The sequence below is a fragment of the Cycloclasticus pugetii PS-1 genome (assembly GCF_000384415.1).
GTDB classification, from domain to species: domain Bacteria; phylum Pseudomonadota; class Gammaproteobacteria; order Methylococcales; family Cycloclasticaceae; genus Cycloclasticus; species Cycloclasticus pugetii.
Genome location: NZ_ARVU01000001.1, coordinates 1,688,959 through 1,713,151, shown reverse-complemented (window position 1 = coordinate 1,713,151; position 24,193 = coordinate 1,688,959). Strand labels below are relative to the sequence as shown.

Genomic DNA, 24,193 nt, shown 5'->3' with positions numbered 1-24,193 from the left:
CATAGGGGCAATCAAATTGATATTCGATAGCCCCATGAATGAATTTTTCTACCCCGCCAACTTTTTATATTTTAACCTTTTAGGTTGATCTGCTTCTACACCCAGTCGGCGTTTTAAATCGGCTTCATATTCTTCATAATTACCTTCAAACCAGACTACATTACTATCGCCTTCAAAGGCAAGCATGTGGGTGGCTATGCGGTCTAAGAACCAGCGATCATGCGAGATGACCACGGCGCAACCGGGGAAGCTGAGTAGGGCTTCTTCTAGTGCGCGCAGGGTTTCAATGTCTAAATCATTAGTCGGTTCATCCAGCAGTAATACATTACCGCCTTCTTTCAGTACTTTAGCTAAATGCACACGGTTACGTTCACCACCGGATAGGTCGCCCATGCGTTTTTGTTGGTCAGATCCTTTAAAGTTAAAGCGTCCAACATAAGCGCGTGATGGGGTTTCGTAAGTGCCAACGGTAATCACGTCGTTACCTTCTGATATTTCTTCGAATACGGTTTTGTTGTCGTCTAAGTTTTCGCGTGATTGGTCTACGTAGGCGAGTTTTACGGTTTCACCCATTTTAATGTCGCCGCTGGTGGCTTCTTCTAACCCGCCCATCATTTTGAATAGGGTGGATTTACCTGCGCCGTTGGCACCAATAATCCCCACGATGCCACCTTGTGGCAGATTAAAGTTTAAGTTGTCGAATAACACGCGGTCACCAAAGGCTTTGCTGATGTTAACGGCTTCTATCACCGAATCACCCAAGCGTGGGCCGGGTGGTATGTAAATTTCCTGTGTTTCGCTGCGTTTTTGGAACTCTTTGGATTGCAAGTCATCAAAGCGTGCCATACGTGCTTTGCTTTTGGCATGGCGGCCTTTCGGGTTTGAACGTACCCATTCAAGTTCTTTTTTAATGGAACGTTTTTGTGAAGCTTCGGCTTTTTGTTCTTGCTCTAGTCGTGCGTCTTTTTGTTCTAACCATGATGAGTAATTGCCTTCCCAAGGAATGCCGCGTCCGCGATCGAGTTCTAAAATCCACCCGGCAACGTTATCTAAAAAATAACGGTCATGGGTAACGGCAACTACGGTACCGGTAAAATCGTGCAAGAAGCGTTCTAACCATGCCACAGATTCAGCATCTAAGTGGTTGGTTGGTTCATCAAGCAGCAACATATCGGGTTTTGAAAGTAATAATTTACACAGCGCAACGCGGCGTTTTTCACCCCCTGATAGTTTGCTCACATCGGCATCCCATGGCGGTAGGCGTAGGGCATCTGCGGCAATTTCCATGGTGCGATCGGTGTCGTGGCCATCACCAGCTTGCAGGATGTTTTCTAACTCGGCCTGTTTTTTTGCTAGGGCGTCAAAGTCAGCATCGGGCTCGGCATAAGCGGCATATACAGCGTCTAATTCAGCTTGAGCATTGGTGAGGTCACCTAACGCTTCTTCAATGTTAGCGCGTACGTCCTTGCTTTCGTCTAATTGCGGTTCTTGGGCGAGGTAGCCAATTTTAATGCCTGGCTGTGGGCGCGCTTCGCCCTCTATTTCGGTGTCTAACCCAGCCATAATTTTTAGCAGGGTCGATTTACCTGAGCCATTTAGACCCAAAACACCAATTTTAGCGCCGGGGTAAAACGATAAATAAATATCAGTAAGAATTTTACGTTTAGGGGGAACGACTTTACTAACGCCGTTCATGGTGTAGATATATTGAGCCATTTGTAATCCGTTTATTATTTAAATAAGACTTTTTCTAAGGGTAGTAAACATAGTTAAACGCGTATTAATCGTTTATGGCGCGGCTCGTTTAATGGCGAGTTGGTGCGCATAGTTATTGATAGATATTTTATACAATGATTGGGTGGTGTTATAGGCGTAAATATCAGATTAGGCTGCGATATAGGTGGTTTTTTCTTATAAATTAGATAAATGCGTATTACAATCTTATTATATTGCATTGCACAAATAATTTTATTTTAAGGAAGGAACATGACTGAAAACAGAATGTCGAGCTTTATTGCTCCTCAAACAATTGTTGTTATCGGCGCCAGTTCACGTGATGGCTCACTCGGTAAGATCATTGTTCAAAACTTATTGTCTGGCGGTATGGCGAAAGACAATATCAGTATTGTTAACCCTAAGTATAAACGTGTACTCGATCTTCCTTGTAGTGCCTCGGTAGATGAACTTGAATCTGCAGCGGATTTAGCGGTTATTGTTTCACCACCTAAGACTGTGCCGGGGTTAATTGCTGAACTAGGGCAAAAAGGGACAAGAAGTGTTGTTGTCATTACCGCTGGCTTTTCTGAAGGCAATGGCACCGGTGGTAAAGATCTTGAGGCGCAAATGTTGAAAGAGGCGCGTCAATATAATGTGAGAATTATAGGGCCGAATTGTTTAGGGGTTATCTCACCGATTAACAAATTAAATGCGAGTTTTAGCCATTTAATGCCTAACAAAGGAAAGATTGGTGTCATTTCTCAATCAGGCGCCATGTTAACCTCGATTATTGACTGGGCATGTGGTCGCGGTATCGGTTTTTCTCATTTAGTGTCACTGGGGGATATGGCTGATATTACATTTGGAGAGGTCTTAGATGCAATGTCAATGGACTCAGAAACGGAAGCTATTGTTATTTACATGGAATCGGTTCAGCATGCGAGGCGCTTTATTTCAGCAGCAAGGGCCGCCTCTAGGACGAAGCCGATTGTTGTGCTGAAAGTGGGTCGCTCAGATGCGGGCAGTAAAGCAGTAGCGTCTCATACGGGAGCAATGGCAGGTTCTGATGATGTCTATCAAGCTGTTTTTGATCGTTCAGGCTTACTTAGGGTCAATGGGATGAGTGAGCTTTTTTATGCTGCTGCATCACTGACATCGGTTAAACCACTGGATAAGAGTGGCTTAGCCATTTTGACAAATGGTGGTGGTATGGGTGTATTGGCAACAGACGCATTGGTTCAATCAGGTGGGGTGTTAGCGCAGCTGTCAGATGTCAGCAAACAAAAGCTTGATAAGGTGTTGCCAAAAACATGGTCGGGTGCAAACCCTATCGACATTATTGGTGATGCTGGACCAGACCGTTATGCTGCCGCCTTGGGTGTTCTTCAAGAGGATGAAAATATTGGTGCGATATTGGTCTTGAATTGTCCGACGGCTGTTTCATCAAGCATTGATATAGCGAAGGTTGTGGCTGATATTGCTGCAACAGGTAAAAAATGTGTGCTCACCAGTTGGGTGGGTAGTGCAACCGCCGAAGCAAGTCGTTCCTTGTTTGCTGAGCGAGGTATTCCGAGTTATGCAACGCCTGAATCGGCGGTTAATTCATTTATGTATTTAGTACATTATCGTCAAAACCAGAAAATTTTGATGGAAACACCGCCCGCGCTGACAGAAGATTTAGAGTTTGACGTTAAGACAGCACAGTCTATTGTTGACAAAGCGGTAGCGCAAAAGCGCGAATGGCTTAATGAAATGGAAGCAAAGCAGGTGTTGGCAGCCTATGGTATTCCGACGGTAACAACACGCCTAGCTACGACAGCCGAAGAGGCTGTCAGTTTTGCGACAGAGCTTGGGTACCCAGTGGCGGTAAAAATATTTTCTCCCGATATTCTTCATAAATCAGATGTTCAAGGCGTTGCGCTGAACTTGGCGAGTGAGGCAGCGGTAAAACAAGCCGTGCTAGATATTCAAAATACGGTTCAACATCGTCGGCCAGATGCGCAAATAGAAGGCTTTTTTGTTCAAAATATGGCTAATTATAAAGACGCGCATGAGGTGATCTTAGGTGTGTTAAATGACCCAACATTTGGTCCGGTTTTAATGTTTGGCCAGGGGGGTACAGCGGTTGAAGTGTATAACGATAAAGCGCTAGCCTTGCCTCCATTGAACCTTAAGTTAGCAAAAGATATGGTGGTGAGGACGAAAATTTATCATCTGCTAAAAGGTTATCGTGATCGAGAAGCTGTTGATATGGATGCGCTTTTGTTAACACTGATTAAACTCTCTCAATTAGTTGTGGATTTTGATCGCTTAGTTGAGTTGGATGTTAATCCGTTGCTGGTTAATAGTCAGGGTGTTGTTGCGCTCGATGCCCGCATACGTATTTCTATAAAAAGTGAGGTGAAGACGAACAGGCTGGCTATACACCCTTACCCACATGATCTTGAAGAGAAAATAACGCTTGCGTCCGGTAAAACCTACGAATTGAGACCGGTGAGACCAGAGGATGAACCGGCGCTGATAGAAAACTTTAATCAGTTAACCAAAGAAGAGATACGGTTTAGATTTTTTAATGCAATAAAGACGATGAGTCACCCCATGGCAGCACGTTTTTCGCAAATTGATTATGACCGTGAAATGGCGTTGGTTATAACGGACCCAAGAACACAAAAAAACTGGAAGCTGTACGCCGTGGTGCGCTTAATATCAGATGCATTTGAACCAAGGGCCGAGTTTTCTTTAATTGTTAATCATGTCGTTGGCCGACAAGGCTTGGGTACGTTATTGTTGAAGAGGATTATTCATTACGCCGAATCAAGAGGGCTTAAGGAGGTGTATGGTTCAGTGTTGGCAGAAAACAAAGTCATGCTAGATCTGTGTAAAAGAGCCGGCTTTACGATGCAAAGTCAGCATAATGAACCCGGGGTGGTGACGGTGAAGCTGTTATTAAATCGCGAAGCGTCAAACAGTTGATTTAGCTCAATTGCATTAGAGCACGTATGTGTTGTTCGGCACTACGTCCCAATGCTTTTAGTGCGTAACCGCCTTCGAGTACAGAAACAATGCGATTGTGCGAGTAGCGCCGTGCAATCGCTATGATTTCCTGTGTTACCCAAGCAAAGTCTTGATCTTGAAAACACAGGGTCGCGATATCATCTTCCCAGTGTGCATCAAAGCCGGCCGATATAAAAATAAACTGTGGTTTAAAAGCATGTAAGGCGGGTAACCAATGTTGTTGTACCTGAGCGCGGAACTCTGCCCCTGTTGAGCCTGACTTTAAAGGCGTGTTAATGAGCTTGTTGGGGATGCTCGGGCGATTAGAAAATGGAAACAGAGGGTGCTCATAGCTTGAGCAAAATAGCACGCGATCATCTGCCTCAAAAATTTCCTGTGTGCCATTACCTTGGTGGACATCAAAGTCAACAATGGCAATACGATCTAGTGTGTGTTTTTCAAGAGCGTGTGCAGCCGCAACAGCAATATTGTTGAAAAAACAAAAGCCCATTGATTTGGACCTTTCCGCATGGTGCCCCGGTGGCCGAACAGCACAAAAAGCGTTTTCTATTTGCTTGTCCATAATAAGGTCAACCGCAGTGGTGCCTGCGCCTGCAGCTTTTAGCGCAGCGTCTAGGCTATGTTCGTTCATTAGCGTATCAGGGGTGATTTGAAAGAGCGCTTGCCCGCTGCCAGGGGCGTTATCAACTATATATTCAAGGTGTTGCTGGCTATGAACTCGCAATAAAGCGGCTTGCTCGACATTTGGCGCCTCAATATGCTCTAAAAGGTCCCAAAGCTGTTGGTGTTTTAATTGATCTTGAATGGCATATAGGCGACTTGACCTTTCTGGGTGTCCATCCCCCATGTCATGTTTAATTAAATCAGCATGCGTGATGTAGGCCGTTCTCATACAACATTGGTCCGGTAGTTTATGATGTTAATAATATACATTAAAGAACTTGAGCATGCGTTGATCAGGCTTTAGGATGCCAATTGGTGTTGGTTTTTCAAAGTTCTTGTGTGCTTTCTGCTAAAAATAGCCTTGTAACCACAATATGATGTAGAATTCGCTTTTTTATTTAATTAACGACGTTGGAAACGGCACGAGGAAACTAAATGTACAACAAGCGCATGACCATTGAAGGATTTGATGACGAACTTTGGGCGTCTATTCAACAAGAAGAGCAACGCCAAGAAGACCATATTGAGCTGATCGCATCTGAAAACTACGCGAGTCCTCGTGTGATGCAGGCGCAGGGTTCTATGTTGACTAATAAGTATGCAGAAGGCTATCCAGGTAAACGCTATTATGGTGGTTGTGAGTATGTGGATATTGCTGAGCAGTTAGCTATTGACCGTGTTAAAGAGTTGTTTGGTGCAGATTATGCCAATGTGCAACCTCATGCGGGCTCACAAGCCAATGCAGCAGTTTATTTCGCACTTTTACAAGCAGGCGATACCATTTTAGGGATGAGTTTGGCGCACGGTGGGCACCTCACGCATGGAGCTAAAGTAAACTTCTCGGGCAAAATATTTAATGCCGTTCAATACGGCTTAAATGAAGCAACCGGCGAGGTGGATTATGAAGAAATTCAAGCACTGGCAAACGAACATAAACCTAAAATGATTGTAGCCGGTTTTTCTGCGTATTCTCGTGTAATGGACTGGCAAAAATTCCGTGATATTGCGGATTCTGTTGGTGCGTATTTATTTGTAGATATGGCGCATGTTGCCGGTTTAGTGGCGGCGGGTGAATACCCAAGCCCAGTAGGGATTGCTGATGTTACTACATCAACCACACATAAAACATTACGTGGCCCACGTGGTGGTTTAATTTTGGCCAAATCCAATCCTGAGATTGAGAAAAAATTAAACTCAATGGTCTTTCCCGGTACTCAAGGCGGCCCACTGATGCATGTGATTGCAGCGAAAGCAGTGGCCTTTAAAGAAGCGTTGTCACCTGAATTTAAAGCTTACCAAAAACAAGTTAAAGTCAATGCTAGTGCGATGGCCGATACCTTTATCGCACGTGGTTATAACATCGTGTCAGGTGGTACAGACAATCACTTGTTCTTGGTTGATTTAATCGACAAAGGCTTAACCGGTAAAGCAGCTGAAGCAGCCCTAGAAGCGGCAAACATCACGACTAATAAAAACTCTGTACCGAATGACCCTCAGTCACCCTTTGTGACCAGTGGTATTCGTTTAGGTGCGCCAGCAATTACAACACGCGGCTTTAGCGAACAAGACAGCAAAGACCTTGCTGGTTGGATGTGTGACATTCTTGATGACATTGAAAACGAAAGCGTTCAACAAGCGGTTAAGGAAAAAGTATTGGCCATTTGTTTACGTTTACCTGTTTACGCAGATTAAGGTTTAAGCCATATGCAATGCCCCTTTTGTAATGACAGTGATACACGTGTTATTGACTCGCGCTTAGCGGGTGAAGGGGATAGTGTGCGTAGGCGTCGTGAATGCCAAGCATGTAAAGAGCGGTTTACCACCTTTGAGACAGCCGAGCTGAATCTGCCGAGGGTAGTGAAGAGTAATGGTGTTCGCGAGCCCTTTTGGGAAGAAAAGCTTAGTGTCGGGGTATTGCGTGCGTTAGAGAAACGGCCTGTTAGCAGCGAAGATATTGATGCTGCTTTGAGTCGCATCAAAAAAAGCTTGCTGTCACTGGGCGAGCGCGAAGTCCCCTCGATGAAAATTGGTGAGCTGGTGATGGAAGAACTAGGAAACCTAGACCATGTTGCTTATGTTCGTTTCGCGTCTGTGTATAAAAGTTTTGAAGACATCAATGAATTTAGAAAAGTAATTGATGAGCTTGAAAAAGAAGATAAAAGCGAACAGCTGATGTTATCAGCCGTTGTTAGCAAAAAATAATATGATGCTATGACGTTTACGTCTAATGATCAACGCCATATGAACCGAGCGCTAGAACTGGCGGCGCTTGGTAGGTACAGCACAAAACCAAACCCTTGTGTCGGCTGTGTTATTGTTGACGAGGGGCACGTTATTGCTGAAGGTTGGCATAAAAAAGCTGGCGAACCACATGCTGAAGTATATGCGTTACAGAGTGCTGCTGCAGCAGCGAAAGGTGCAACTGCGTATGTGACATTAGAGCCTTGCAGCCACCATGGCAGAACACCACCGTGTGCTGATGGTTTAATTAACGCGGGGGTATCTCGCGTGGTTATTGCTATGCAAGACCCTAATCCTATTGTGTCCGGGCAAGGTGTTGCTAAACTTCAGGCTGCAGGTATTGAGGTGGCTGTTGGCTTGTTTGAAGAGCAAGCAATAGCGCTAAATCAAGCGTTCTATCATAGGATGACTACAGGCCAGCCGTATATTTTTAGTAAAGTGGCAATGAGTCTGGACGGTAAAACAGCGATGGCATCGGGCGAAAGCCAATGGATAACAGGAGCAGCGGCGAGAAAGGATGTACATCAGCTACGTGCTGAAAGTGATATTGTCTTAACAGGGGTAGGAACAATCCTTGCTGATGACCCCCAGTTAACAGCGAGAGATGGTTTGGAGCATATAGCGGTAGAGCAACCGCATCGAGTTATTCTAGATTCGCAGTTAAAAACCCCAGTGAATGCTCGTATTTTTAAGTCGAACGTTAAGGTCACTATTTTAACCTGTAGTAATAATCAAGACGCTATGACGGCTTTGCAGCAAGCTGGCTGTACTGTGCAGGTGATTGCTGCCGATGCTCAGGGACAAGTTGATTTATACGCCGTTCATGAGTGGCTAAGGTCGCAGGCTATTAATAGTGTAATGGTTGAAGCCGGTGCATTGTTAAATGGTGCACTGTTGCAAGCAGGTATTATTGATGAGTTAATCATTTATATGGCGCCAAGTGCCTTAGGGTCGGATGCAAGAGGTGCTTTTTCTATGCCTCAAGTATCAACGTTGTCAGATAGAGTTCAACTACACTATGTGGGTATGCATGAGCTTGATAACGATATTAAATTAACTTATCGGGTTAAAAGGGAAGGCTAAATGTTTACTGGAATTATCGAAGCAGTCGGTGAAATTAAGCGTATTGAGCAACAGCAAGGTGATGTGCGTTTGACGGTTGCTACAGCTCATTTAGATTTGAGTGATGCACAGCTTGGTGACAGTATTGCTGTTAATGGTGTCTGTTTAACGGCCATTGAATTGGCGGCAGGCCAGTTTGTTGCGGATGTTTCAAATGAAACATTATCGGCAACAACGATGGGGGCACTAACAGTCGGTACGGCGGTTAATTTAGAATGTGCGTTGCAAGCACACACTCGCTTAGGTGGGCATATGGTTAGTGGCCACGTTGATGGGGTTGGGCAGGTGCTTGAGCGCAAAACCGATGCACGTTCAGTCCGTTTTCGTTTTAGTATGCCTAAACAATTAGCTCGTTATGTTGCGCAAAAAGGCTCCATTTGTATTGATGGTATTAGCTTAACGGTGAATAGCGTGGATGATTCTTCGTTTTCCGTTAATATTGTGCCGCACACGTTAGAGATGACAACATTAGGCCTGCGAACAATTGGCGATTCAGTGAATCTTGAAGTAGACGTTATTGCGCGTTACTTAGAGCGCTTAATGATGGGGGATGCAAAGAATTCGTCATCAGTTGATTATAAAAAATTACTTGAAAGCAGTGGCTTTGTTAAATAATCTGAAAAGAAACTGAGTTGAATCGGCTACAATACGTGCCACTGACCAACTAAAAATACTTATGAATACGACTCAAGAAATTATTGATGACCTAAAGCAAGGCAAAATTGTCATCATAATGGACGATGAAGATCGTGAAAATGAAGGTGACTTGCTAATGATTGCTGAGCATGTGCGCCCGCAAGACATTAACTTTATGGCGAGTTATGGCCGCGGTTTGATTTGCTTAACGTTAACGCGTGAGCGTTGCCAGCAATTAAGGTTGCCGTTAATGGTTAATGATAATCAAGCAGCCTACTCAACCAATTTCACGGTGTCAATTGAAGCGGCCGAAGGCGTAACTACCGGTATTTCAGCGGCTGATCGTGCAAAAACTATTTTAGCCGCGGTTAATCCAACTGCAAAGCCAACCGATGTGGTTCAGCCGGGGCATATTTTCCCGCTGATGGCGCAACCGGGTGGGGTTTTAAATCGTACAGGGCATACTGAAGCTGGCTGTGACCTTGCGCGTCTGGCAGGTGCAGAGCCTGCTGCTGTTATTGTGGAAATATTAAATGATGATGGCACGATGGCGAGGCGAGCAGATTTGAGCGTTTTTGCTGAAAAACATGAATTAAAAATGGGGACGATTGCCGACTTAATTCATTACCGTATACAAAATGAAAAAACGATAGAGCTTGTCAGTAGTTGCCATTATCCGACTAAATACGGTGATTTCAGACTTCATGCTTTTCAAGATGAAATAGATAATAAGCTGCATTTGGCCTTAACGTATGGTGATGTCAACACAGATGAGCCAGTAATGGTTCGAATTAATGCAAAAAGCACATTAGCCGACTTATTACACGCGAAAGAGAGTGATCACTACCCCTTGCCAAGTGCGATGCAAAAGATTGTTGCTGAAGGGCGAGGTGCGTTGATTTTAATTCGTAATAAAGAAGATAATCAATCGATTGTTGAGTTTATTCACGAGCAAGAATTAAAAGAAAAAGGGGTGTCTAATTTGGCGCCACAACCCTTGGTTGACTCAAGAGAAGTGGGTGTAGGTTGTCAAATTTTAACAGCGCTCGGTATTAAAAACTTAAAATTGCTTGGTACGCCAACGAAATATTCAGGACTGACTGGTTTTGATATTGAGATTGTTGAGCATGTGCCATTAGATTAAGTTGCTGATAAATGAAGAGTGCAGCAGCTTAAGCGCTTTTCGAACGATACAAATGGTTCTTTAAATTTAAGTTTATACGTACACATAACAAGGGTTTTATATGTCAGATGCAAAGGTAATAGAAGGGAATATGGTCGTGCGTGATGCACGTTTCTGCTTATTGGTGGGGCGTTTTAATAGTTTTATTGTTGACCAACTAGAAGGCGGTGCAATTGATACATTAGTCCGACATGGTGCGGATATTAAAAACATTGATATTGTCAAAGTACCTGGCGCATTTGAAATGCCCTTGGCAGCGCAACGTCTAGCAGCGAAGCAAAATTACGATGCAATCATTGGTTTGGGCGCGGTTATTCGCGGTGGTACGCCACATTTTGAATATGTTTCAGCCGAGGTCACCAAAGGCCTAGCCACTGTGTCATTGCAAGCGAATATCCCTGTTACGTTTGGTGTGTTAACAGTTGACTCTATCGAGCAAGCGATAGAACGTGCGGGCACAAAGGCTGGAAATAAAGGGGCAGAAGCGGCCCTTGCGGCCATTGAAATGGTTAATGTGCTTAAGGTGATAGACGCCGAATGAGTTCACCAAAAAGCAATGCAAGATTAGTCGCGTTACAAGCTTTGTATCAGTGGCAAATTACGGGTCAAAACCTTAATGAAATTTGTAAACAATTTGAAGAAGACTCAGAAACGCCTAAATATCAAACAGCCTATTTTGAGCACCTATTGATCGGTGTCGTTGATAAACTGGGTGAGTTAGACGAAGCAATTAGTGAGTTCACTACGCGAAATTTAGAAAAGATTGATCCCATTGAAAAGGCTGTTTTACGCTTGGGTGCATATGAGCTATTTTACAAGCCAGAAGTACCGTACCGAGTGGCTATTAATGAGTCGATAAACTTGGCGAAAAAATTTGGTTCTGAAAAAAGTCATGCTTATGTAAATAGCATCATGGACAAATTAGCGCAAAAAAGTCGAGCCGTTGAAATAAACGCAAAATCAAAAGGCAAGAAAAAAACCGGTTAACCTTGCAAGATGTCGTCCCCCGAGTTTTCGATTATTGAAGAGTTCTTTGCCTCAAGAGCAGGTGGCCCTAACGAATCCTTAGTGCTAGGTATCGGGGATGATTGCGCTGTAATCGATGTGCCTAGCCATAAACAAATAGCTGTTAGCACGGATACGCTGGTTGAAAATGTACATTTCTTAGCGAATAGTGAACCAGAATTGTTAGGGCATAAAGTGCTGGCTGTTAATCTAAGTGATTTAGCCGCGATGGGGGCATCCCCAGCATGGGCCTCGTTAGCGATTACACTACCAGCAATAGATAAAGCTTGGCTTGCATCGTTTGCAAAAGGTTTTTTTGAATTGGCTGATCGATATTCGTTACAGTTAATAGGCGGTGATACTACTCGAGGCCCCCTTTCTATTACAGTGAATGTGATGGGTCTATTACCTAAACAGCAACGATTGATGCGTTCAGGCGCAAACGTTGGTGATGATATTTATGTGTCCGGTCATATTGGTAGCGCCGGCTTAGGCTTAGAAAAAGCCCGCCAGGGTTATCTCAACATGATGGACTCAGAACTGGGTTCATATTTAAAGCCAAATCCTCAAGTGGCATTAGGGCGCGAGCTGCTCAATGTAGCGACATCTTGTATTGATGTTTCAGATGGCTTGTCTGCAGATTTGAGTCACCTACTTAAAGCAAGCGGTGTTGGGGCAAGCGTATGGGATGAGTGCTTACCTGTGACTGAGTCCGTTCGCCAACATGCAAGTAAGCTGAGTGACGATTTATGGCCTTATTCGACAGGTGATGATTATGAGTTATGCTTTACATTACCCTCGAACCTAAATGCTGATGAATTAAGTAAATTACATAAGTATGACATTACAAAAATTGGTGTTATTGAGAAAGAGGCGGGCTTGAGAGTCGAAGTGAAAAACGGAAAAATATTTACGCTTAATAAGGGGTACGATCATTTTGCGAGCTGATAAAACCCCGTCATTTAAACAATTATTAGCTAACCCTGTGCAAATGTTGGCTTTTGGGTTTGGTTCTGGGTTATCTAAAAAAGCACCCGGCACGATGGGAACATTAGTGGCGATTCCTTTTTATTATGTACTAATCAAGTTTTTTGAAAATGGTTATGCAGCGGCGTTGATATTGGTCGTTGTTTCAGGTGTGTGGATATGTGGTAAGGCGGCGGATGATATTGGTGTGCATGATCATGGTGGTATTGTCTGGGATGAAATTGCTGGTTATTTACTAACAATGTATTGGGTGGCGTTTAGTTGGCAAAACGTAATACTGGGGTTTGTTTTATTTCGTCTATTTGATATTGCGAAACCCTGGCCCATTAATTGGTTAGATACAAAAGTAAAAGGTGGCCTCGGTATTATGGTCGATGATCTATTGGCAGGGCTGATGTCTGCCGGCTGTTTATACGTATTAACAGGCTTGCTTTAAAACGAAGAATTAAAAACAGTAAATAAAACGTTAATAGTGATTGTAAAAGAAAGCTAAATCCAGTATTATTCTTCTCTTAAATGGACGCGGGGTGGAGCAGTTTGGTAGCTCGTCGGGCTCATAACCCGAAGGTCGTAGGTTCAAATCCTGCCCCCGCTACCAATGAATATACGGTACCCCATTTGGGGTATTTTTGTTTGGCCCCTTATGAATCTAAATAAGACTAAAAGATTTAAGGCAAAAATTAAAGTGTTGAATGGGGCTTTGGCCCTTTTTTTGTACGTGATGGATAGAGATGAATCAAGCACCCGCTAAAATATTAGAGTTGATTAGGCCCGCAGTTACTGGGCTTGGTTATGAGTTTGTTGGTGCGGAGTTTACCGGGCAAGGTAAGGCGGCGACTTTATTGGTTTATATCGATTCGGAAAAAGGAATTATGGTGGATGACTGTTCTAAAGTGAGTCATCAAATTAGCGGTATTATGGATGTTGAAGACCCAATAACAGGACAATACAGGCTTGAAGTTTCATCGCCTGGTTTGGAGCGTCCATTGTTTGAGTTGGCTCATTTTGAACGCTTTAAAGGATCAACAGTCAAATTGGAGTTGCGTCAATCAACACTTGAAGGGCAACGTCGGTTTACAGGCGAAATTCTAGAAGTGAAAGGTGAGACAGTGCACTTACATGTTGATGACGAGGAAATAGAAATTCCGTTTTCTCTCATAAAGAAAGCTAGGCTAGTAGTTAATTATTAAAAAATATTTCAGGGTTAAAGATGGCTAATAAAGAAATTTTAATGGTTGTAGACGTTGTTTCTAACGAAAAAGAAATTGATCGTAGTGTTCTTTTTGAAGCAATTGAAGCTGCTTTAGAGATGGCAACGAAAAAACTATACCGTGACGACATTGCAGTGCGTGTAGCTATTGATCGCGTGAGTGGGGATTATGAATCTTTCCGTCAATGGGAGGTTGTTGAAGCTGACCCTGAGTTTGAAAATGGTTTAGAAAACCCAGATGCTCAAATCCTACTGGAAGATGCACAGAAAAAAGACCCAACTTTAGAAGTGGGTAGCTTTATAGAAGAGCCAATTGAGTCGGCTGACTTTGGCCGAATTGGTGCGCAGGCTGCAAAGCAAGTGATTGTTCAAAAAGTTAGAGAAGCTGAACGAAGAAAAGTATACGAACTTTATAAAGATAAAGTGGGCGAGCTGGTCACAGGCGTTATTAAGCGTATTGAGCGTGGTAATGTGTTTGTAGACCTAGAAGGGACAGCGGATGCCATTATTCCACGTGAAGAAATGATTCCAAGGGAGCCCGTTAGAACAGGCGATAGGATTCGTGGTTACTTAAAGTCAGTAGAAGAAGTAACACGTGGTCCGCAGCTGACGGTTTCAAGAAGCGCACCAGAATTACTAACAGCGCTTTTTAAACTAGAAGTGCCTGAAGTAGGAGACGGTTTAATTGAAATTTTGGGGGCTGCGCGTGACCCAGGTTCAAGAGCAAAAATAGCCGTTCGTACACGAGACCAACGTCTAGACCCTGTGGGTGCCTGTGTTGGGATGCGTGGTTCACGAGTTCAAGCAGTATCAAATGAACTGGCAGGTGAACGTGTAGATATTATTCTTTGGGATGAAAACGAAGCGCAGTTCGTGATTAATGCGATGTCGCCAGCTGAAGTGGTTGCGATTGTCGTGGACGAAGATAAGCACAGCATGGATGTGTCAGTTAAAGACGATAGTCTCTCGCAGGCAATTGGTCGAGGTGGACAAAATGTTCGTTTGGCAAGTGAGTTAACTGGCTGGAAGCTTAATGTGATGAGCGAGACGCAAGCAGATGAGCAAAATTCATCAGAAGCAGATGGTTATGCTCAACAATTAATGCTTGATCTTGATGTTGATGAAGATGTTGCACTCATTTTAGTGCAAGAGGGTTACACCTCAATTGAAGAAATAAATTTCGCAGATTTAGATGATCTAACTGATATTGAAGAATTTGATGAAGATATTGCTGAAGAGCTGCAACAACGTGCTAAGGATGCTTACTTAATAAAAGCAATTGCTTCTGAAGAAGTCTTAGAAGAACATGAGCCAGCCAAAGACCTTCTTAATATGGAAGGGATGGATCGTGAGTTAGCCTTTAAATTAGCGAGCAAAGAAATTGTCACAATGGAAGATTTAGCTAATTTAGCAACCGATGAACTACTCGAAATAGCAAGTATTGATGAAGAGCGTGCGACAACATTAATTATGAAAGCACGTGAACCTTGGTTCGCTGAGTAAGCAATAAACTCTCTGGAGAAAGAAGTATGGCAGATATTACAGTTCAACATTTAGCAAAAGTAGTTGGTACCTCCGCTGAAAAGCTAGTGGAGCAACTAAAAGATGCTGGTGTAAAAGGTAAGACAATAACCTCAACGCTTAGTGAAGACGATAAAGTAAAATTACTCACATATCTTCGTGAGAGTCACGGGAAAGCTAAAAAAGACATCTCCGCACCAAAAAAGATGACTCTTAAACGTAAAACTACCGTCACAGAGCTGAAGCAAGCAAAAGGCCGTGGCGCAAGTTCGGTTAGTATCGAGGTTAGAAAAAAGAAAACACTTGGACGCTCCGCTGAAGAAATTGCGACGGGGTTGAGTTCTGATGAACTTGAAGAAGCAAAAAGAGCGGCCCAAGCACATCAAGACTTAGTGCAGGAACAAGGTGCCGCTCGTGAAAAAGAACAAGAAAGAGCGAGCAAAAAACAAGAAGCCTTAGATAAAATTGAAGCTGAAAAACAGGCTAAGTTAGCTGAAGAAAAAGCAATTTTAGAAGCTGAACAAGCTAAAGAAGCTGCAAAAAAAGCAGCGGCTGAAGCAGAAGAGGCGGCTAAGCGTGCTGAGTTAGAAGCAAAGCAAAAACCAGAGCCGCAGCCAGAACCAGAACCAAAAAGTGAGCCAGTTGAGGAGCCTAAGATTAAAATAGCCTCACCTGAGATTATGGCCAGAGTGAAGGCAGAAGCTGACGCTAAAAAAGCAAAAGAACTGGGCCGCAGGACAGACAAGAAGAAGGCGGGCTCTAAGTTCGGTGGAGGCATCTTGCACGTAGACAAGAAACCACGTCGAAATAAAAAGAAAGGTGGCGGTAAGACACGTGATATACGACTAGAATCCGATGGTAAGCACGGCTTTGAAGTACCAACAAAAAGTATTGTTTATAGTGTAGAAATTCCTGAAAGCATTATTGTCTCTGACCTTGCTCAGCGCATGAATGTGAAAGCAGGAGAAGTTATTAAAACATTGATGGGCTTAGGCACTATGGCTACCATCAATCAACCATTAGACCAGGAAACAGCGGTAATTGTCGTTGAAGAAATGGGTCATAAGGTTGTTTTACGCAGCGATGAAGACATCCAGGCTGAGTTATTAGCAGATGTCATAGAAAAAGACGGTAAAGAAGAGCCGCGTGGCCCAGTCGTGACGATTATGGGGCACGTAGATCATGGTAAAACATCGCTATTAGATTATATTCGCGAAAGTCGTGTAGCAGCGGGTGAATCAGGTGGTATTACTCAGCATATTGGTGCTTATCGAGTTAAACAAGGCGATAGCATGGTGACTTTCATTGATACACCTGGGCATGCCGCGTTTACTGCAATGCGTGCACGGGGTGCGCAAATAACCGATTTAGTTATTTTAGTGGTTGCTGCCGATGATGGAGTGATGCCGCAAACAAAAGAAGCCGTTGAGCATGCGCGAGCAGCGGGTGTCCCGATGATTGTTGCTGTTAATAAGATGGACAAAGAAGGGGCGCAGCCTGATCGAGTAAGGAATGAGTTGTCTCAACTTGAGGTGACACCTGAAGATTGGGGTGGTGATACGCAATTTGTTAATATTTCAGCATTAAAAGGCGACGGTGTTGATGAGTTACTTGAAGCAATTGCGCTACAAGCTGAATTATTAGAGTTGTCTGCACCAGTTGATGTGGCAGCTACAGGCGTTGTAATTGAGTCACGACTCGATAAGGGCCGAGGCCCAGTGGCAACTATTCTTGTGCAAAAAGGCACCTTGAATATGGGGGACTATTTAGTTGCTGGTGAAGCGCATGGTCGAGTTAAGGCGATGTTTGATGAACATGCTAAAGCAGTGAAATCAGCAACGCCAGCGGTACCTGTTGAAGTGCTGGGTCTTTCAAGTGCAACTGAAGCTGGCGTTGAAGTATATGCTGCACCAAGCGAGCGAAAAGCACGTGAAATTGCGGAATTCCGCCAAAATAAATCGAAACAAGCAAGGCAAGCAAAACAGCAAGCAGCGAAACTAGAGCAAGCATTCTCACAAATGGAAGATGGGGATAGCGCTACACTTAATGTGCTGCTTAAAACAGATGTACATGGTAGTTTAGAGGCACTTAAATCATCACTAACAAATCTTTCAACAGATGAAGTGAAGGTTTCAATTGTGGCCGCAGGTGTTGGCGGTATTAATGAAAGTGATGTTAACCTTGCTGCTGCGTCAGATGCGCTAATTATCGGCTTCAATACACGTGCCGATGCAAGTGCAAGGCGTATGATTGAAAACCGAGGTGTATCGGTTCGTTATTACAGTATTATTTATGATGTGATTGATGATGTACGTGATGCATTGTCAGGCCTATTAGCTCCAGACATTAAAGAGCAAATTGTGGGGATTGCAAACGTACGAGACGTATTTAAATCACCTAAATTAGGCGCAATTGCAGGCTGTATGGTGACAGAAGGTTACGTTAAGAGGGATTTACCTATTCGTGTGTTACGTGACAATGTTGTTATCTATGAAGGACAGCTTGAGTCATTAAGGCGCTTTAAAGATGATGTTCAGGAAGTTAAGTCGGGTATGGAATGTGGTATTGGTGTGAAAAACTACAATGACGTACAAGATGGCGATCAAATTGAAGTTTTTGAGCGCATAGAAGTTAAACGCAAATTATAAGCAGTGATTAATGCCTAGAGAGTTTTTACGTTTCCAACGAGTTTCACGCCAACTTCAACGAGAGTTGGCTGAAATTATTCAGCGTGACTTGAGAGACCCTGACGTTGGCTTTGTCACCGTTAGTGATGTTGAAGTCACGAAAGATTTAGCGGTCGCCAAAGTTTTTGTCAGCGTGTTAACAACGCAAGAAGCAGAAGATAAGCAGTCTAGTGTTGCGGCTTTAAATCGTGCGTCAAACTACATCCACGGTATCGTTTCAAAGCGGATGCGCATGCGGATGGTGCCAGAATTACGTTTTTTTCTAGATGAGTCTATCGAACAAGGTATTAAAATGGATGCGCTGCTGAAAGCAACAAACCCAGATAACGAGAAATAACGAGTGTCAGAACGAAAAAAGAAAGGCCGTGATATCAGCGGTATTCTAATTTTAGACAAGCCACTTCATATTTCATCCAGTCGCGCCGTTCAAATTATTAAACGTCTATATGGTGCAAAAAAAGTAGGGCATACCGGCAGTTTAGACCCGCTTGCATCTGGTGTACTTCCGATATGCTTAGGCCATGCAACAAAAGTGTCGCAATATTTATTGGCATCAGATAAAACCTATCAATTTACAATGAGATTGGGGCAAACCACCACTACAGGTGATGTTGAGGGTGAGGTCCTAGCCGAGCGCCCTGTGCCATCTATAAATAAAAATGATCTCAATTTAATCTTGGAAACATTTAGCGGAAAGATTAAACAAATCCCTCCAATGTATTCGGCGCTTAAACATAACGGTCGGCGGTTGTATGACATAGCACGCGCAGGGCAGGTAGTGCCGCGGCCAGCTCGTGAGGTGACGATTAATTCATTGAGCTTGCTGTCACAATCCGAAGAAACCCTAACGTTTGAAGTGTCGTGTACTAAAGGTACGTATGTTCGCACTTTGGCAGAAGATATTGGTAAGCAGTTAGGGTGTGGGGCTCACGTGACCTTTTTAAGGCGCCTTAAAACTGGTCCGTTTGACCTTAATGATGCGGTTACCATAGAGCAATTAGAGGCTGATAAAGGTGATTTGGCTAGTTTAGATTGCCAGTTGAATAGTCTAGATTTGGCGCTTCAACAATACCCTATCATCAACTGTAATGATAAAGCGGTGAGTGATTTATGTTTGGGTCGGCAAATATACGTCGACGGTCTAGAAAATTCCCCTATTATTCGTTTAAATGACCCAAAGGGAAATATTTTTGGCCTTGGTAAGTGGAGTGAGGGTAACTATTTGGCGCCTATCAGGATTTTTGCATAATAAGCTTGCTTAAGCATTTGTCTTAAAGCTTGTTAGCATACATTACGAAGAGTACAATGAACTGTTACTTAAGATTAATATAATAGAAAGTGGAGTAAGAAATATGTCGTTCGGTACAGAACAAAAGCAAGAAATTGTTAAAGAATATGCGTTATCAGAAGGTGATACAGGATCTCCAGAGGTTCAAGTTGCTTTGTTAACGGGGAGAATCAATCATTTGACACCGCATTTTTCTGAGAACAAAAAAGATCACCATTCACGTCAAGGTTTATTAAGAATTATTAACCGTCGCCGTAAGTTATTAGACTATTTAAAAGGCAAAGACGTAGAACGTTACCGTGCATTGATTGCGCGTTTAGGATTGAGAAAGTAAAAGATAAATAATAGGTAGGCATAAATAGTGAATTCAGTAAAAAAAGAGTTTCAATTCGGTCATCAGACTGTATCTTTTGAAACAGGTGAGATTGCACGTCAAGCAGACGGAGCAGTACTAGTAGAAATAGACGGTACGATTGTTTTAGTAACAGCAGTAGGTAAACGTGAAGGGGGAGAAAATAATTCATTCTTTCCGCTTACCGTAAACTATCAAGAAAAAACATATGCTGCAGGTAAAATACCGGGTGGTTTTTTTAAGAGAGAAGGGCGACCAAGTGAGAAAGAAACTCTAACTTCTCGTCTTATCGACCGTCCTATTCGTCCACTGTTTCCAAAAGGATACAAAAACGAAACTCAGGTTATTGCGACTGTTATTTCACTAAACCCAGAAGTTGATCCAGATATTCCTGCCTTATTAGGTGCATCAGCTGCATTGGCTATTTCAGGTCTACCGTTTGAAGGTCCAATTGGTGCTGCACGAGTAGGTTATATAAATGGTGAATATGCATTAAACCCATCAAAAAATGCTTTGGCTGAGTCTAAATTAGATTTAGTTGTTGCAGGTACTGAAGATGCTGTTTTAATGGTTGAATCAGAAGCTGATTGTTTGCCTGAAGATATTATGTTGGGCGCCGTGACCTTTGGCCACGAACAAATGCAGGCGGCTATTCAGGCCATTAATGAGCTAGCTGAACAGGTGGGTAAGCCACGTATGGAATGGGTTGCACCCGAAAAAGATCAAACGTTACTTGAAAAAGTGGCTGATCTTGCAACAGCTGGCATTGCAGATGCGTATACGATTCTTGTTAAACTTGATCGTCAAGTTAAATTACAAGAGCTACGTACAAGTGTATTAGCCCAACTTGAAGACGAAGACCCTGAAGAAGTAAAAGAAATCTTCTCTTCTCTAGAAAAGAAACATGTCCGTGAGTTAGTACTATCGACTAAAAAACGTATTGATGGACGTGATTTGTCAACTGTTCGTCCTATCCATGTGCGTACAGGGGTTTTACCTCGTGCACACGGTTCGGCGCTATTTACTCGCGGTGAAACGCAGGCATTAGTTGTTGCAACGTTAGGCACAGACCGCGATGCACAAATGATTGATGCAGTAGAAGGTGAGTACCGTGATCACTTCATGTTGCACTATAACTTCCCTCCATATTGTGTTGGTGAAACAGGCTTTGTTGGTTCACCAAAAAGACGTGAAATTGGTCATGGTCGTTTAGCAAAACGTGGTATTCAAGCGGTTCTACCAAGCCAAGAAGATTTCTCTTATGTACTACGTGTTGTAGCCGAAGTGACAGAATCAAATGGTTCAAGCTCAATGGCGAGCACATGTGGTACTAGTTTGGCGCTAATGGATGCAGGTGTGCCGATTAAATCACCTGTAGCTGGTATCGCGATGGGCCTTATCAAAGAAGGTGATGAATTTGCGGTCTTGTCTGACATTTTGGGCGATGAAGATCACTTAGGTGATATGGACTTTAAAGTCTCTGGTACAGATTCTGGTGTGACTGCACTTCAAATGGATATCAAAATCCAAGGGATTACGCATGAAATCATGTCTAATGCGTTGGAGCAAGCAAAGGCAGGCCGCTTGCATATCTTAGAAAAAATGAATTCTGATCTTTCACAAGCACGCGAAGAGATGTCTGATTTTGCTCCGCGCATCCTTACACTTAAGATTGACCCAGCAAAAATTCGTGATGTTATTGGTAAAGGTGGTGTCACTATTCGGGCAATTACCGAAGAAACAGGCGCATCTATTGATATTACTGATGAAGGCATCGTAAAAGTTGCTTCAGTTGATCGTGAAGCTGGCGAAAAAGCGTTAAAACGCATAGAAGATATTACTGCAGAAGTTGAAGTGGGCAAAATTTACGAAGGTAAAGTTGTTCGTTTAATGGACTTTGGTGCATTTGTATCGATCTTGCCAGGCAAAGATGGCCTTGTACATATTTCACAAATTTCTGAAGAGCGTGTTGAGAAGGTTAGTGACAAGCTTTCTGAAGGTGATGTTGTTAATGTGAAAGTTCTTGAGGTTGATCGCCAAGGACGTGTTAGATTAAGCATGAAGGAAATAGATTAACGACTCATCAGTTCACGGTTAATAACTATGGCTAATTCTCGAATCATAAAAAAGTACCCTAATCGTCGTTTGTATGACACAGAGATTAGTAAGTATGTAACGCTTAATGATGTGCGTCAGCTTATTATTGAACGGGAACCTGTTAAAGTTGTTGATGCGAAATCAAAAGAAGATTTAACTCGAAGCGTATTATTGCAAATCATTCTTGAGCAAGAAGAGGATGGTGAGCCGATAATGAGTGCTGAAATGTTAGAGCAATTGATTCGTTTTTATGGTGATCCATTTCAACATAATTTTGCAAGTTACCTTGAAAACTCGGTGAAGTTAATCGCCGAGCAAAGAGCCAAGGTAAGGAGCAAACTGGAGCAAGCAGCTGATCCTTTTGCAATGATGACCTCATTAGCAAATAGAAATATGGAAGTTTTTAAAGAAATGCAAGAAGGGCTGTTCAAAAGTGTGATGCCTGCTAAAGCCAGTAAAAAGAAATAAGCAGTTAATAGCTAAAAGAAAAAACCTCGTTTACGAGGTTTTTTTTTGGCTGTTCATTTAGTATAAAAATACCCTGTAGGGTTAATTTAAAATGAATATGGCTGCCCTTAAGTTGAATAAATAAGTAAACTGATTGTTATGGAAGGTAAGGACAAATTAACGACTTTTGATAGCGAGCATTTTCTAAAAACATTGACCCAAAAACCGGGTGTTTATCAAATGCTCGATCATCGTGGTATGTGTATTTATGTAGGTAAAGCGAAAAACCTAAAAAAAAGGGTGTCGAGTTACTTTAATAAAACAGATAAAGACGCTAAGAAAAAAATGATGTTGTCTCATGTGCAACAGATCGAGATAGTTGTTACGCATACTGAAGGTGAGGCGCTGCTGTTAGAAAATCAACTCATCAAAAAATTGAAGCCTAGATATAATATTTGTTTAAGGGATGATAAAAGTTACCCTTATATTTATTTATCAACACATCAAGAGTTTCCCAAACTTACATTCCATCGGGGTGCTAAAAAAAAGCAAGGGCAGTATTTTGGTCCCTACCCCAGTGCAGGCGCGGTTCGCGACAGCTTACACGTCTTGCAGAAACTTTTCCCCGTTAGGCAATGTGATGACAGTTTTTTTAAAAATAGGTCTAGACCGTGCCTACAGCATCAAATTAAACGTTGCACAGCCCCTTGCGTTGGCCTTATTAGCCAGCAAGATTATCATGATGATGTGGCTCACACGGTGTTATTTCTTGAGGGCAAAAATAGCAAACTAATCAGTGATCTAGTTAAGAAAATGGAAAGTGCAGCAAATGAGTTGAATTTCGAAAAAGCAGCTCAATTCCGTGATCAAATTGCTCAGTTAAGAAAGGTGATGGAGCGCCAATATGTTAGTGGTAATGATGGGGACCTTGACGTGGTTGCGTGTGAAATACAGCAGCATGTTGCTTGTGTTCAAGTGTTTTTCATACGAAAAGGTCAACATTTAGGCAATCGTACGTTTTATCCTAAAATTCCGCAGGGAAAAACAGAGCAAGAGGTGTTAAATGCTTTCTTGCTGCAGTTTTATTTAGATAAAAAATTACCTAAGGCGGTTATTTTGAGTCATGCCTTGCTTGAAGCAGAATTAATCCAACAAGTATTCAATGAGAAAGCAGAGAGGAAAGTAAGTCTAGTTACTAACCCCAGAGGGGAAAGGGCGCGTTGGCTGAAGATGGCGAAAAGTAACGCTATAACGGCCTTAACTCAGCGCCTAGAAAGTAGAGAAAATACAAGGGATAGACTCAGTAAATTATCAATGCTATTAGGCGTTGAGAAAGGTATTGCGCGTATGGAATGTTTTGATATTAGTCATCTGCAGGGGGATCAAACCGTTGCTTCATGTGTTGTTTTAAATGAAGAGGGCCCTTTGAAATCAGATTATCGTCGCTTTAATATCACCGGAGTTACGCCGGGTGATGACTATGCTGCACTGTCTCAGGCAGTATCACGTCGCTTCCTTCGTGCCAAAAAAAATGAACATGTAGTGCCCGATTTGCTGATAATTGATGGTGGGAAAGGCCAAGTTAATGCTGTTTTAAAAGCACTAAGCGATATTGATAGCCCTGAAGTGTTTGTTATCGGCATCTCAAAAGGTAGTGATAGAAAAGTTGGGATGGAAAAAATTTATCGTGCAAAGGACGGTAAGGTGCTAATTTTTCCAGCAGATGAACCGGCCTTATTGGTTGTTCAGCAAATTAGAGACGAGGCGCACCGTTTCGCTATTAGTGGCCATCGTCAACAGCGTGGTAAAGAGAAGAAAAAGTCGACCCTAGAGCAAATTGATGGCTTAGGTCCGAAACGTAGACGCCAATTACTTAAACAGTTTGGAGGCTTGCGTGAAATTCAATCTGCTGGGGTGGAAGACCTTTGTACGGTTGAGGGGATCAGTAAATCATTAGCGCAAAGAGTGTATAACTTCTATCATGACGGACCAGCTGGATAAAGTGGTACTATATGTGGCTACA

21 protein-coding genes and 1 tRNA gene are annotated in these 24,193 nt (G+C 42.8%); 20 read left to right on the top strand and 2 right to left on the bottom strand.

Translation table 11 applies throughout. The features are described from left to right. Positions 1-48: 48 nt before the first annotated feature. Positions 49-1,716 (bottom strand): energy-dependent translational throttle protein EttA, encoded by a 1,668-nt coding sequence (gene ettA / locus CYCPU_RS0108280; protein ID WP_020162475.1) that lies wholly within the window; start codon positions 1,714-1,716, stop codon positions 49-51. Positions 1,717-1,986: 270 nt separating this feature from the next. Between ettA and CYCPU_RS0108275 the strand changes: the two genes are divergently transcribed. Next, the gene (locus tag CYCPU_RS0108275; protein ID WP_020162474.1) at positions 1,987-4,689 is read left to right on the top strand and encodes a bifunctional acetate--CoA ligase family protein/GNAT family N-acetyltransferase; all 2,703 of its coding nucleotides are present in this window, start codon (positions 1,987-1,989) and stop codon (positions 4,687-4,689) included. 1 nt (position 4,690) lies between these two features. On the opposite strand, the gene CYCPU_RS0108270 is transcribed toward CYCPU_RS0108275, so the two are convergent. Next, positions 4,691-5,623: a histone deacetylase family protein gene (locus CYCPU_RS0108270; RefSeq protein ID WP_016389992.1), complete on the bottom strand. Its 933-nt coding sequence runs from the start codon at positions 5,621-5,623 to the stop codon at positions 4,691-4,693. Between the two features lie 206 nt (positions 5,624-5,829). Between CYCPU_RS0108270 and glyA the strand changes: the two genes are divergently transcribed. The 19 genes from glyA to uvrC all read left to right on the top strand — a co-directional run bounded on the left by glyA (position 5,830) and on the right by uvrC (position 24,171). Beyond that, positions 5,830-7,086 carry a serine hydroxymethyltransferase gene (glyA, locus tag CYCPU_RS0108265; RefSeq protein ID WP_020162473.1) on the top strand — a complete coding sequence of 419 codons (1,257 nt, stop codon included), beginning with the start codon at positions 5,830-5,832 and terminating at the stop codon, positions 7,084-7,086. 12 nt (positions 7,087-7,098) lie between these two features. After that, positions 7,099-7,596, top strand: a complete 498-nt coding sequence (gene nrdR, locus CYCPU_RS0108260; RefSeq protein ID WP_015006393.1) for a transcriptional regulator NrdR — start codon at positions 7,099-7,101, stop codon at positions 7,594-7,596. A 9-nt stretch (positions 7,597-7,605) separates the two neighbouring features. Beyond that, complete coding sequence (gene ribD / locus CYCPU_RS0108255; protein ID WP_020162472.1) at positions 7,606-8,718, top strand: bifunctional diaminohydroxyphosphoribosylaminopyrimidine deaminase/5-amino-6-(5-phosphoribosylamino)uracil reductase RibD; 1,113 nt, start codon at positions 7,606-7,608, stop codon at positions 8,716-8,718. Further along, positions 8,719-9,372, top strand: a complete 654-nt coding sequence (locus CYCPU_RS0108250) for a riboflavin synthase (protein ID WP_020162471.1) — start codon at positions 8,719-8,721, stop codon at positions 9,370-9,372. It abuts the gene before it with no gap. Between the two features lie 61 nt (positions 9,373-9,433). Beyond that, the gene (ribBA, locus tag CYCPU_RS0108245) at positions 9,434-10,537 is read left to right on the top strand and encodes a bifunctional 3,4-dihydroxy-2-butanone-4-phosphate synthase/GTP cyclohydrolase II (protein ID WP_015006390.1); all 1,104 of its coding nucleotides are present in this window, start codon (positions 9,434-9,436) and stop codon (positions 10,535-10,537) included. A gap of 100 nt (positions 10,538-10,637) precedes the next feature. Further along, positions 10,638-11,117 (top strand): 6,7-dimethyl-8-ribityllumazine synthase, encoded by a 480-nt coding sequence (gene ribH / locus CYCPU_RS0108240; protein ID WP_015006389.1) that lies wholly within the window; start codon positions 10,638-10,640, stop codon positions 11,115-11,117. Beyond that, positions 11,114-11,563, top strand: a complete 450-nt coding sequence (gene nusB, locus CYCPU_RS0108235; protein ID WP_015006388.1) for a transcription antitermination factor NusB — start codon at positions 11,114-11,116, stop codon at positions 11,561-11,563. The genes ribH and nusB overlap by 4 nt, the downstream gene beginning before the upstream one ends. Before the next feature lie 9 nt (positions 11,564-11,572). Next, complete coding sequence (thiL, locus tag CYCPU_RS0108230; protein ID WP_015006387.1) at positions 11,573-12,529, top strand: thiamine-phosphate kinase; 957 nt, start codon at positions 11,573-11,575, stop codon at positions 12,527-12,529. Then, entirely contained in the window at positions 12,519-13,004 is a 486-nt protein-coding gene (locus tag CYCPU_RS0108225; protein ID WP_015006386.1) for a phosphatidylglycerophosphatase A family protein, read from the top strand. Before thiL ends, CYCPU_RS0108225 begins: the two co-directional genes overlap by 11 nt. An 85-nt stretch (positions 13,005-13,089) precedes the next feature. Continuing rightward, positions 13,090-13,166 (top strand) — tRNA-Met (locus CYCPU_RS0108220). A 133-nt stretch (positions 13,167-13,299) separates the two neighbouring features. Next, positions 13,300-13,758: a ribosome maturation factor RimP gene (gene rimP / locus CYCPU_RS0108215; RefSeq protein WP_015006385.1), complete on the top strand. Its 459-nt coding sequence runs from the start codon at positions 13,300-13,302 to the stop codon at positions 13,756-13,758. A 20-nt stretch (positions 13,759-13,778) separates the two neighbouring features. Beyond that, positions 13,779-15,281, top strand: a complete 1,503-nt coding sequence (gene nusA / locus CYCPU_RS0108210; protein ID WP_015006384.1) for a transcription termination factor NusA — start codon at positions 13,779-13,781, stop codon at positions 15,279-15,281. Positions 15,282-15,307: 26 nt separating this feature from the next. Beyond that, positions 15,308-17,947, top strand: coding sequence for a translation initiation factor IF-2 (infB, locus tag CYCPU_RS0108205; RefSeq protein ID WP_020162470.1), 2,640 nt, complete (start codon positions 15,308-15,310; stop codon positions 17,945-17,947). Between the two features lie 10 nt (positions 17,948-17,957). Next, on the top strand, positions 17,958-18,323 hold the full coding sequence (gene rbfA / locus CYCPU_RS0108200) for a 30S ribosome-binding factor RbfA (protein WP_015006382.1): 366 nt from the start codon (positions 17,958-17,960) through the stop codon (positions 18,321-18,323). A gap of 3 nt (positions 18,324-18,326) precedes the next feature. Then, entirely contained in the window at positions 18,327-19,235 is a 909-nt protein-coding gene (gene truB / locus CYCPU_RS0108195) for a tRNA pseudouridine(55) synthase TruB (RefSeq protein WP_016389997.1), read from the top strand. 103 nt (positions 19,236-19,338) lie between these two features. Next, on the top strand, positions 19,339-19,608 hold the full coding sequence (rpsO, locus tag CYCPU_RS0108190) for a 30S ribosomal protein S15 (RefSeq protein ID WP_015006380.1): 270 nt from the start codon (positions 19,339-19,341) through the stop codon (positions 19,606-19,608). A gap of 27 nt (positions 19,609-19,635) precedes the next feature. Further along, a complete protein-coding gene (pnp, locus tag CYCPU_RS0108185; protein ID WP_015006379.1) occupies positions 19,636-21,702 on the top strand; it encodes a polyribonucleotide nucleotidyltransferase in 2,067 nt (688 codons plus the stop codon). Positions 21,703-21,729: 27 nt separating this feature from the next. Further along, positions 21,730-22,191 (top strand): polyhydroxyalkanoate synthesis repressor PhaR, encoded by a 462-nt coding sequence (phaR, locus tag CYCPU_RS0108180; protein ID WP_015006378.1) that lies wholly within the window; start codon positions 21,730-21,732, stop codon positions 22,189-22,191. 138 nt (positions 22,192-22,329) lie between these two features. Continuing rightward, complete coding sequence (uvrC, locus tag CYCPU_RS0108175) at positions 22,330-24,171, top strand: excinuclease ABC subunit UvrC (protein ID WP_020162469.1); 1,842 nt, start codon at positions 22,330-22,332, stop codon at positions 24,169-24,171. The last annotated feature ends 22 nt before the right edge of the window (positions 24,172-24,193 follow it).

What these genes read in the sequence shown, in the direction of transcription:
- ettA (WP_020162475.1), bottom strand. Translation starts at nt 1,716, where the DNA reads ATGGCTCAATATATCTACACCATGAACGGCGTTAGTAAAGTCGTTCCC.
- CYCPU_RS0108275 (WP_020162474.1), top strand. Translation starts at nt 1,987, where the DNA reads ATGACTGAAAACAGAATGTCGAGCTTTATTGCTCCTCAAACAATTGTT.
- CYCPU_RS0108270 (WP_016389992.1), bottom strand. Translation starts at nt 5,623, where the DNA reads ATGAGAACGGCCTACATCACGCATGCTGATTTAATTAAACATGACATG.
- glyA (WP_020162473.1), top strand. Translation starts at nt 5,830, where the DNA reads ATGTACAACAAGCGCATGACCATTGAAGGATTTGATGACGAACTTTGG.
- nrdR (WP_015006393.1), top strand. Translation starts at nt 7,099, where the DNA reads ATGCAATGCCCCTTTTGTAATGACAGTGATACACGTGTTATTGACTCG.
- ribD (WP_020162472.1), top strand. Translation starts at nt 7,606, where the DNA reads ATGACGTTTACGTCTAATGATCAACGCCATATGAACCGAGCGCTAGAA.
- CYCPU_RS0108250 (WP_020162471.1), top strand. Translation starts at nt 8,719, where the DNA reads ATGTTTACTGGAATTATCGAAGCAGTCGGTGAAATTAAGCGTATTGAG.
- ribBA (WP_015006390.1), top strand. Translation starts at nt 9,434, where the DNA reads ATGAATACGACTCAAGAAATTATTGATGACCTAAAGCAAGGCAAAATT.
- ribH (WP_015006389.1), top strand. Translation starts at nt 10,638, where the DNA reads ATGTCAGATGCAAAGGTAATAGAAGGGAATATGGTCGTGCGTGATGCA.
- nusB (WP_015006388.1), top strand. Translation starts at nt 11,114, where the DNA reads ATGAGTTCACCAAAAAGCAATGCAAGATTAGTCGCGTTACAAGCTTTG.
- thiL (WP_015006387.1), top strand. Translation starts at nt 11,573, where the DNA reads ATGTCGTCCCCCGAGTTTTCGATTATTGAAGAGTTCTTTGCCTCAAGA.
- rimP (WP_015006385.1), top strand. Translation starts at nt 13,300, where the DNA reads ATGAATCAAGCACCCGCTAAAATATTAGAGTTGATTAGGCCCGCAGTT.
- nusA (WP_015006384.1), top strand. Translation starts at nt 13,779, where the DNA reads ATGGCTAATAAAGAAATTTTAATGGTTGTAGACGTTGTTTCTAACGAA.
- infB (WP_020162470.1), top strand. Translation starts at nt 15,308, where the DNA reads ATGGCAGATATTACAGTTCAACATTTAGCAAAAGTAGTTGGTACCTCC.
- rbfA (WP_015006382.1), top strand. Translation starts at nt 17,958, where the DNA reads ATGCCTAGAGAGTTTTTACGTTTCCAACGAGTTTCACGCCAACTTCAA.
- rpsO (WP_015006380.1), top strand. Translation starts at nt 19,339, where the DNA reads ATGTCGTTCGGTACAGAACAAAAGCAAGAAATTGTTAAAGAATATGCG.
- phaR (WP_015006378.1), top strand. Translation starts at nt 21,730, where the DNA reads ATGGCTAATTCTCGAATCATAAAAAAGTACCCTAATCGTCGTTTGTAT.
- uvrC (WP_020162469.1), top strand. Translation starts at nt 22,330, where the DNA reads ATGGAAGGTAAGGACAAATTAACGACTTTTGATAGCGAGCATTTTCTA.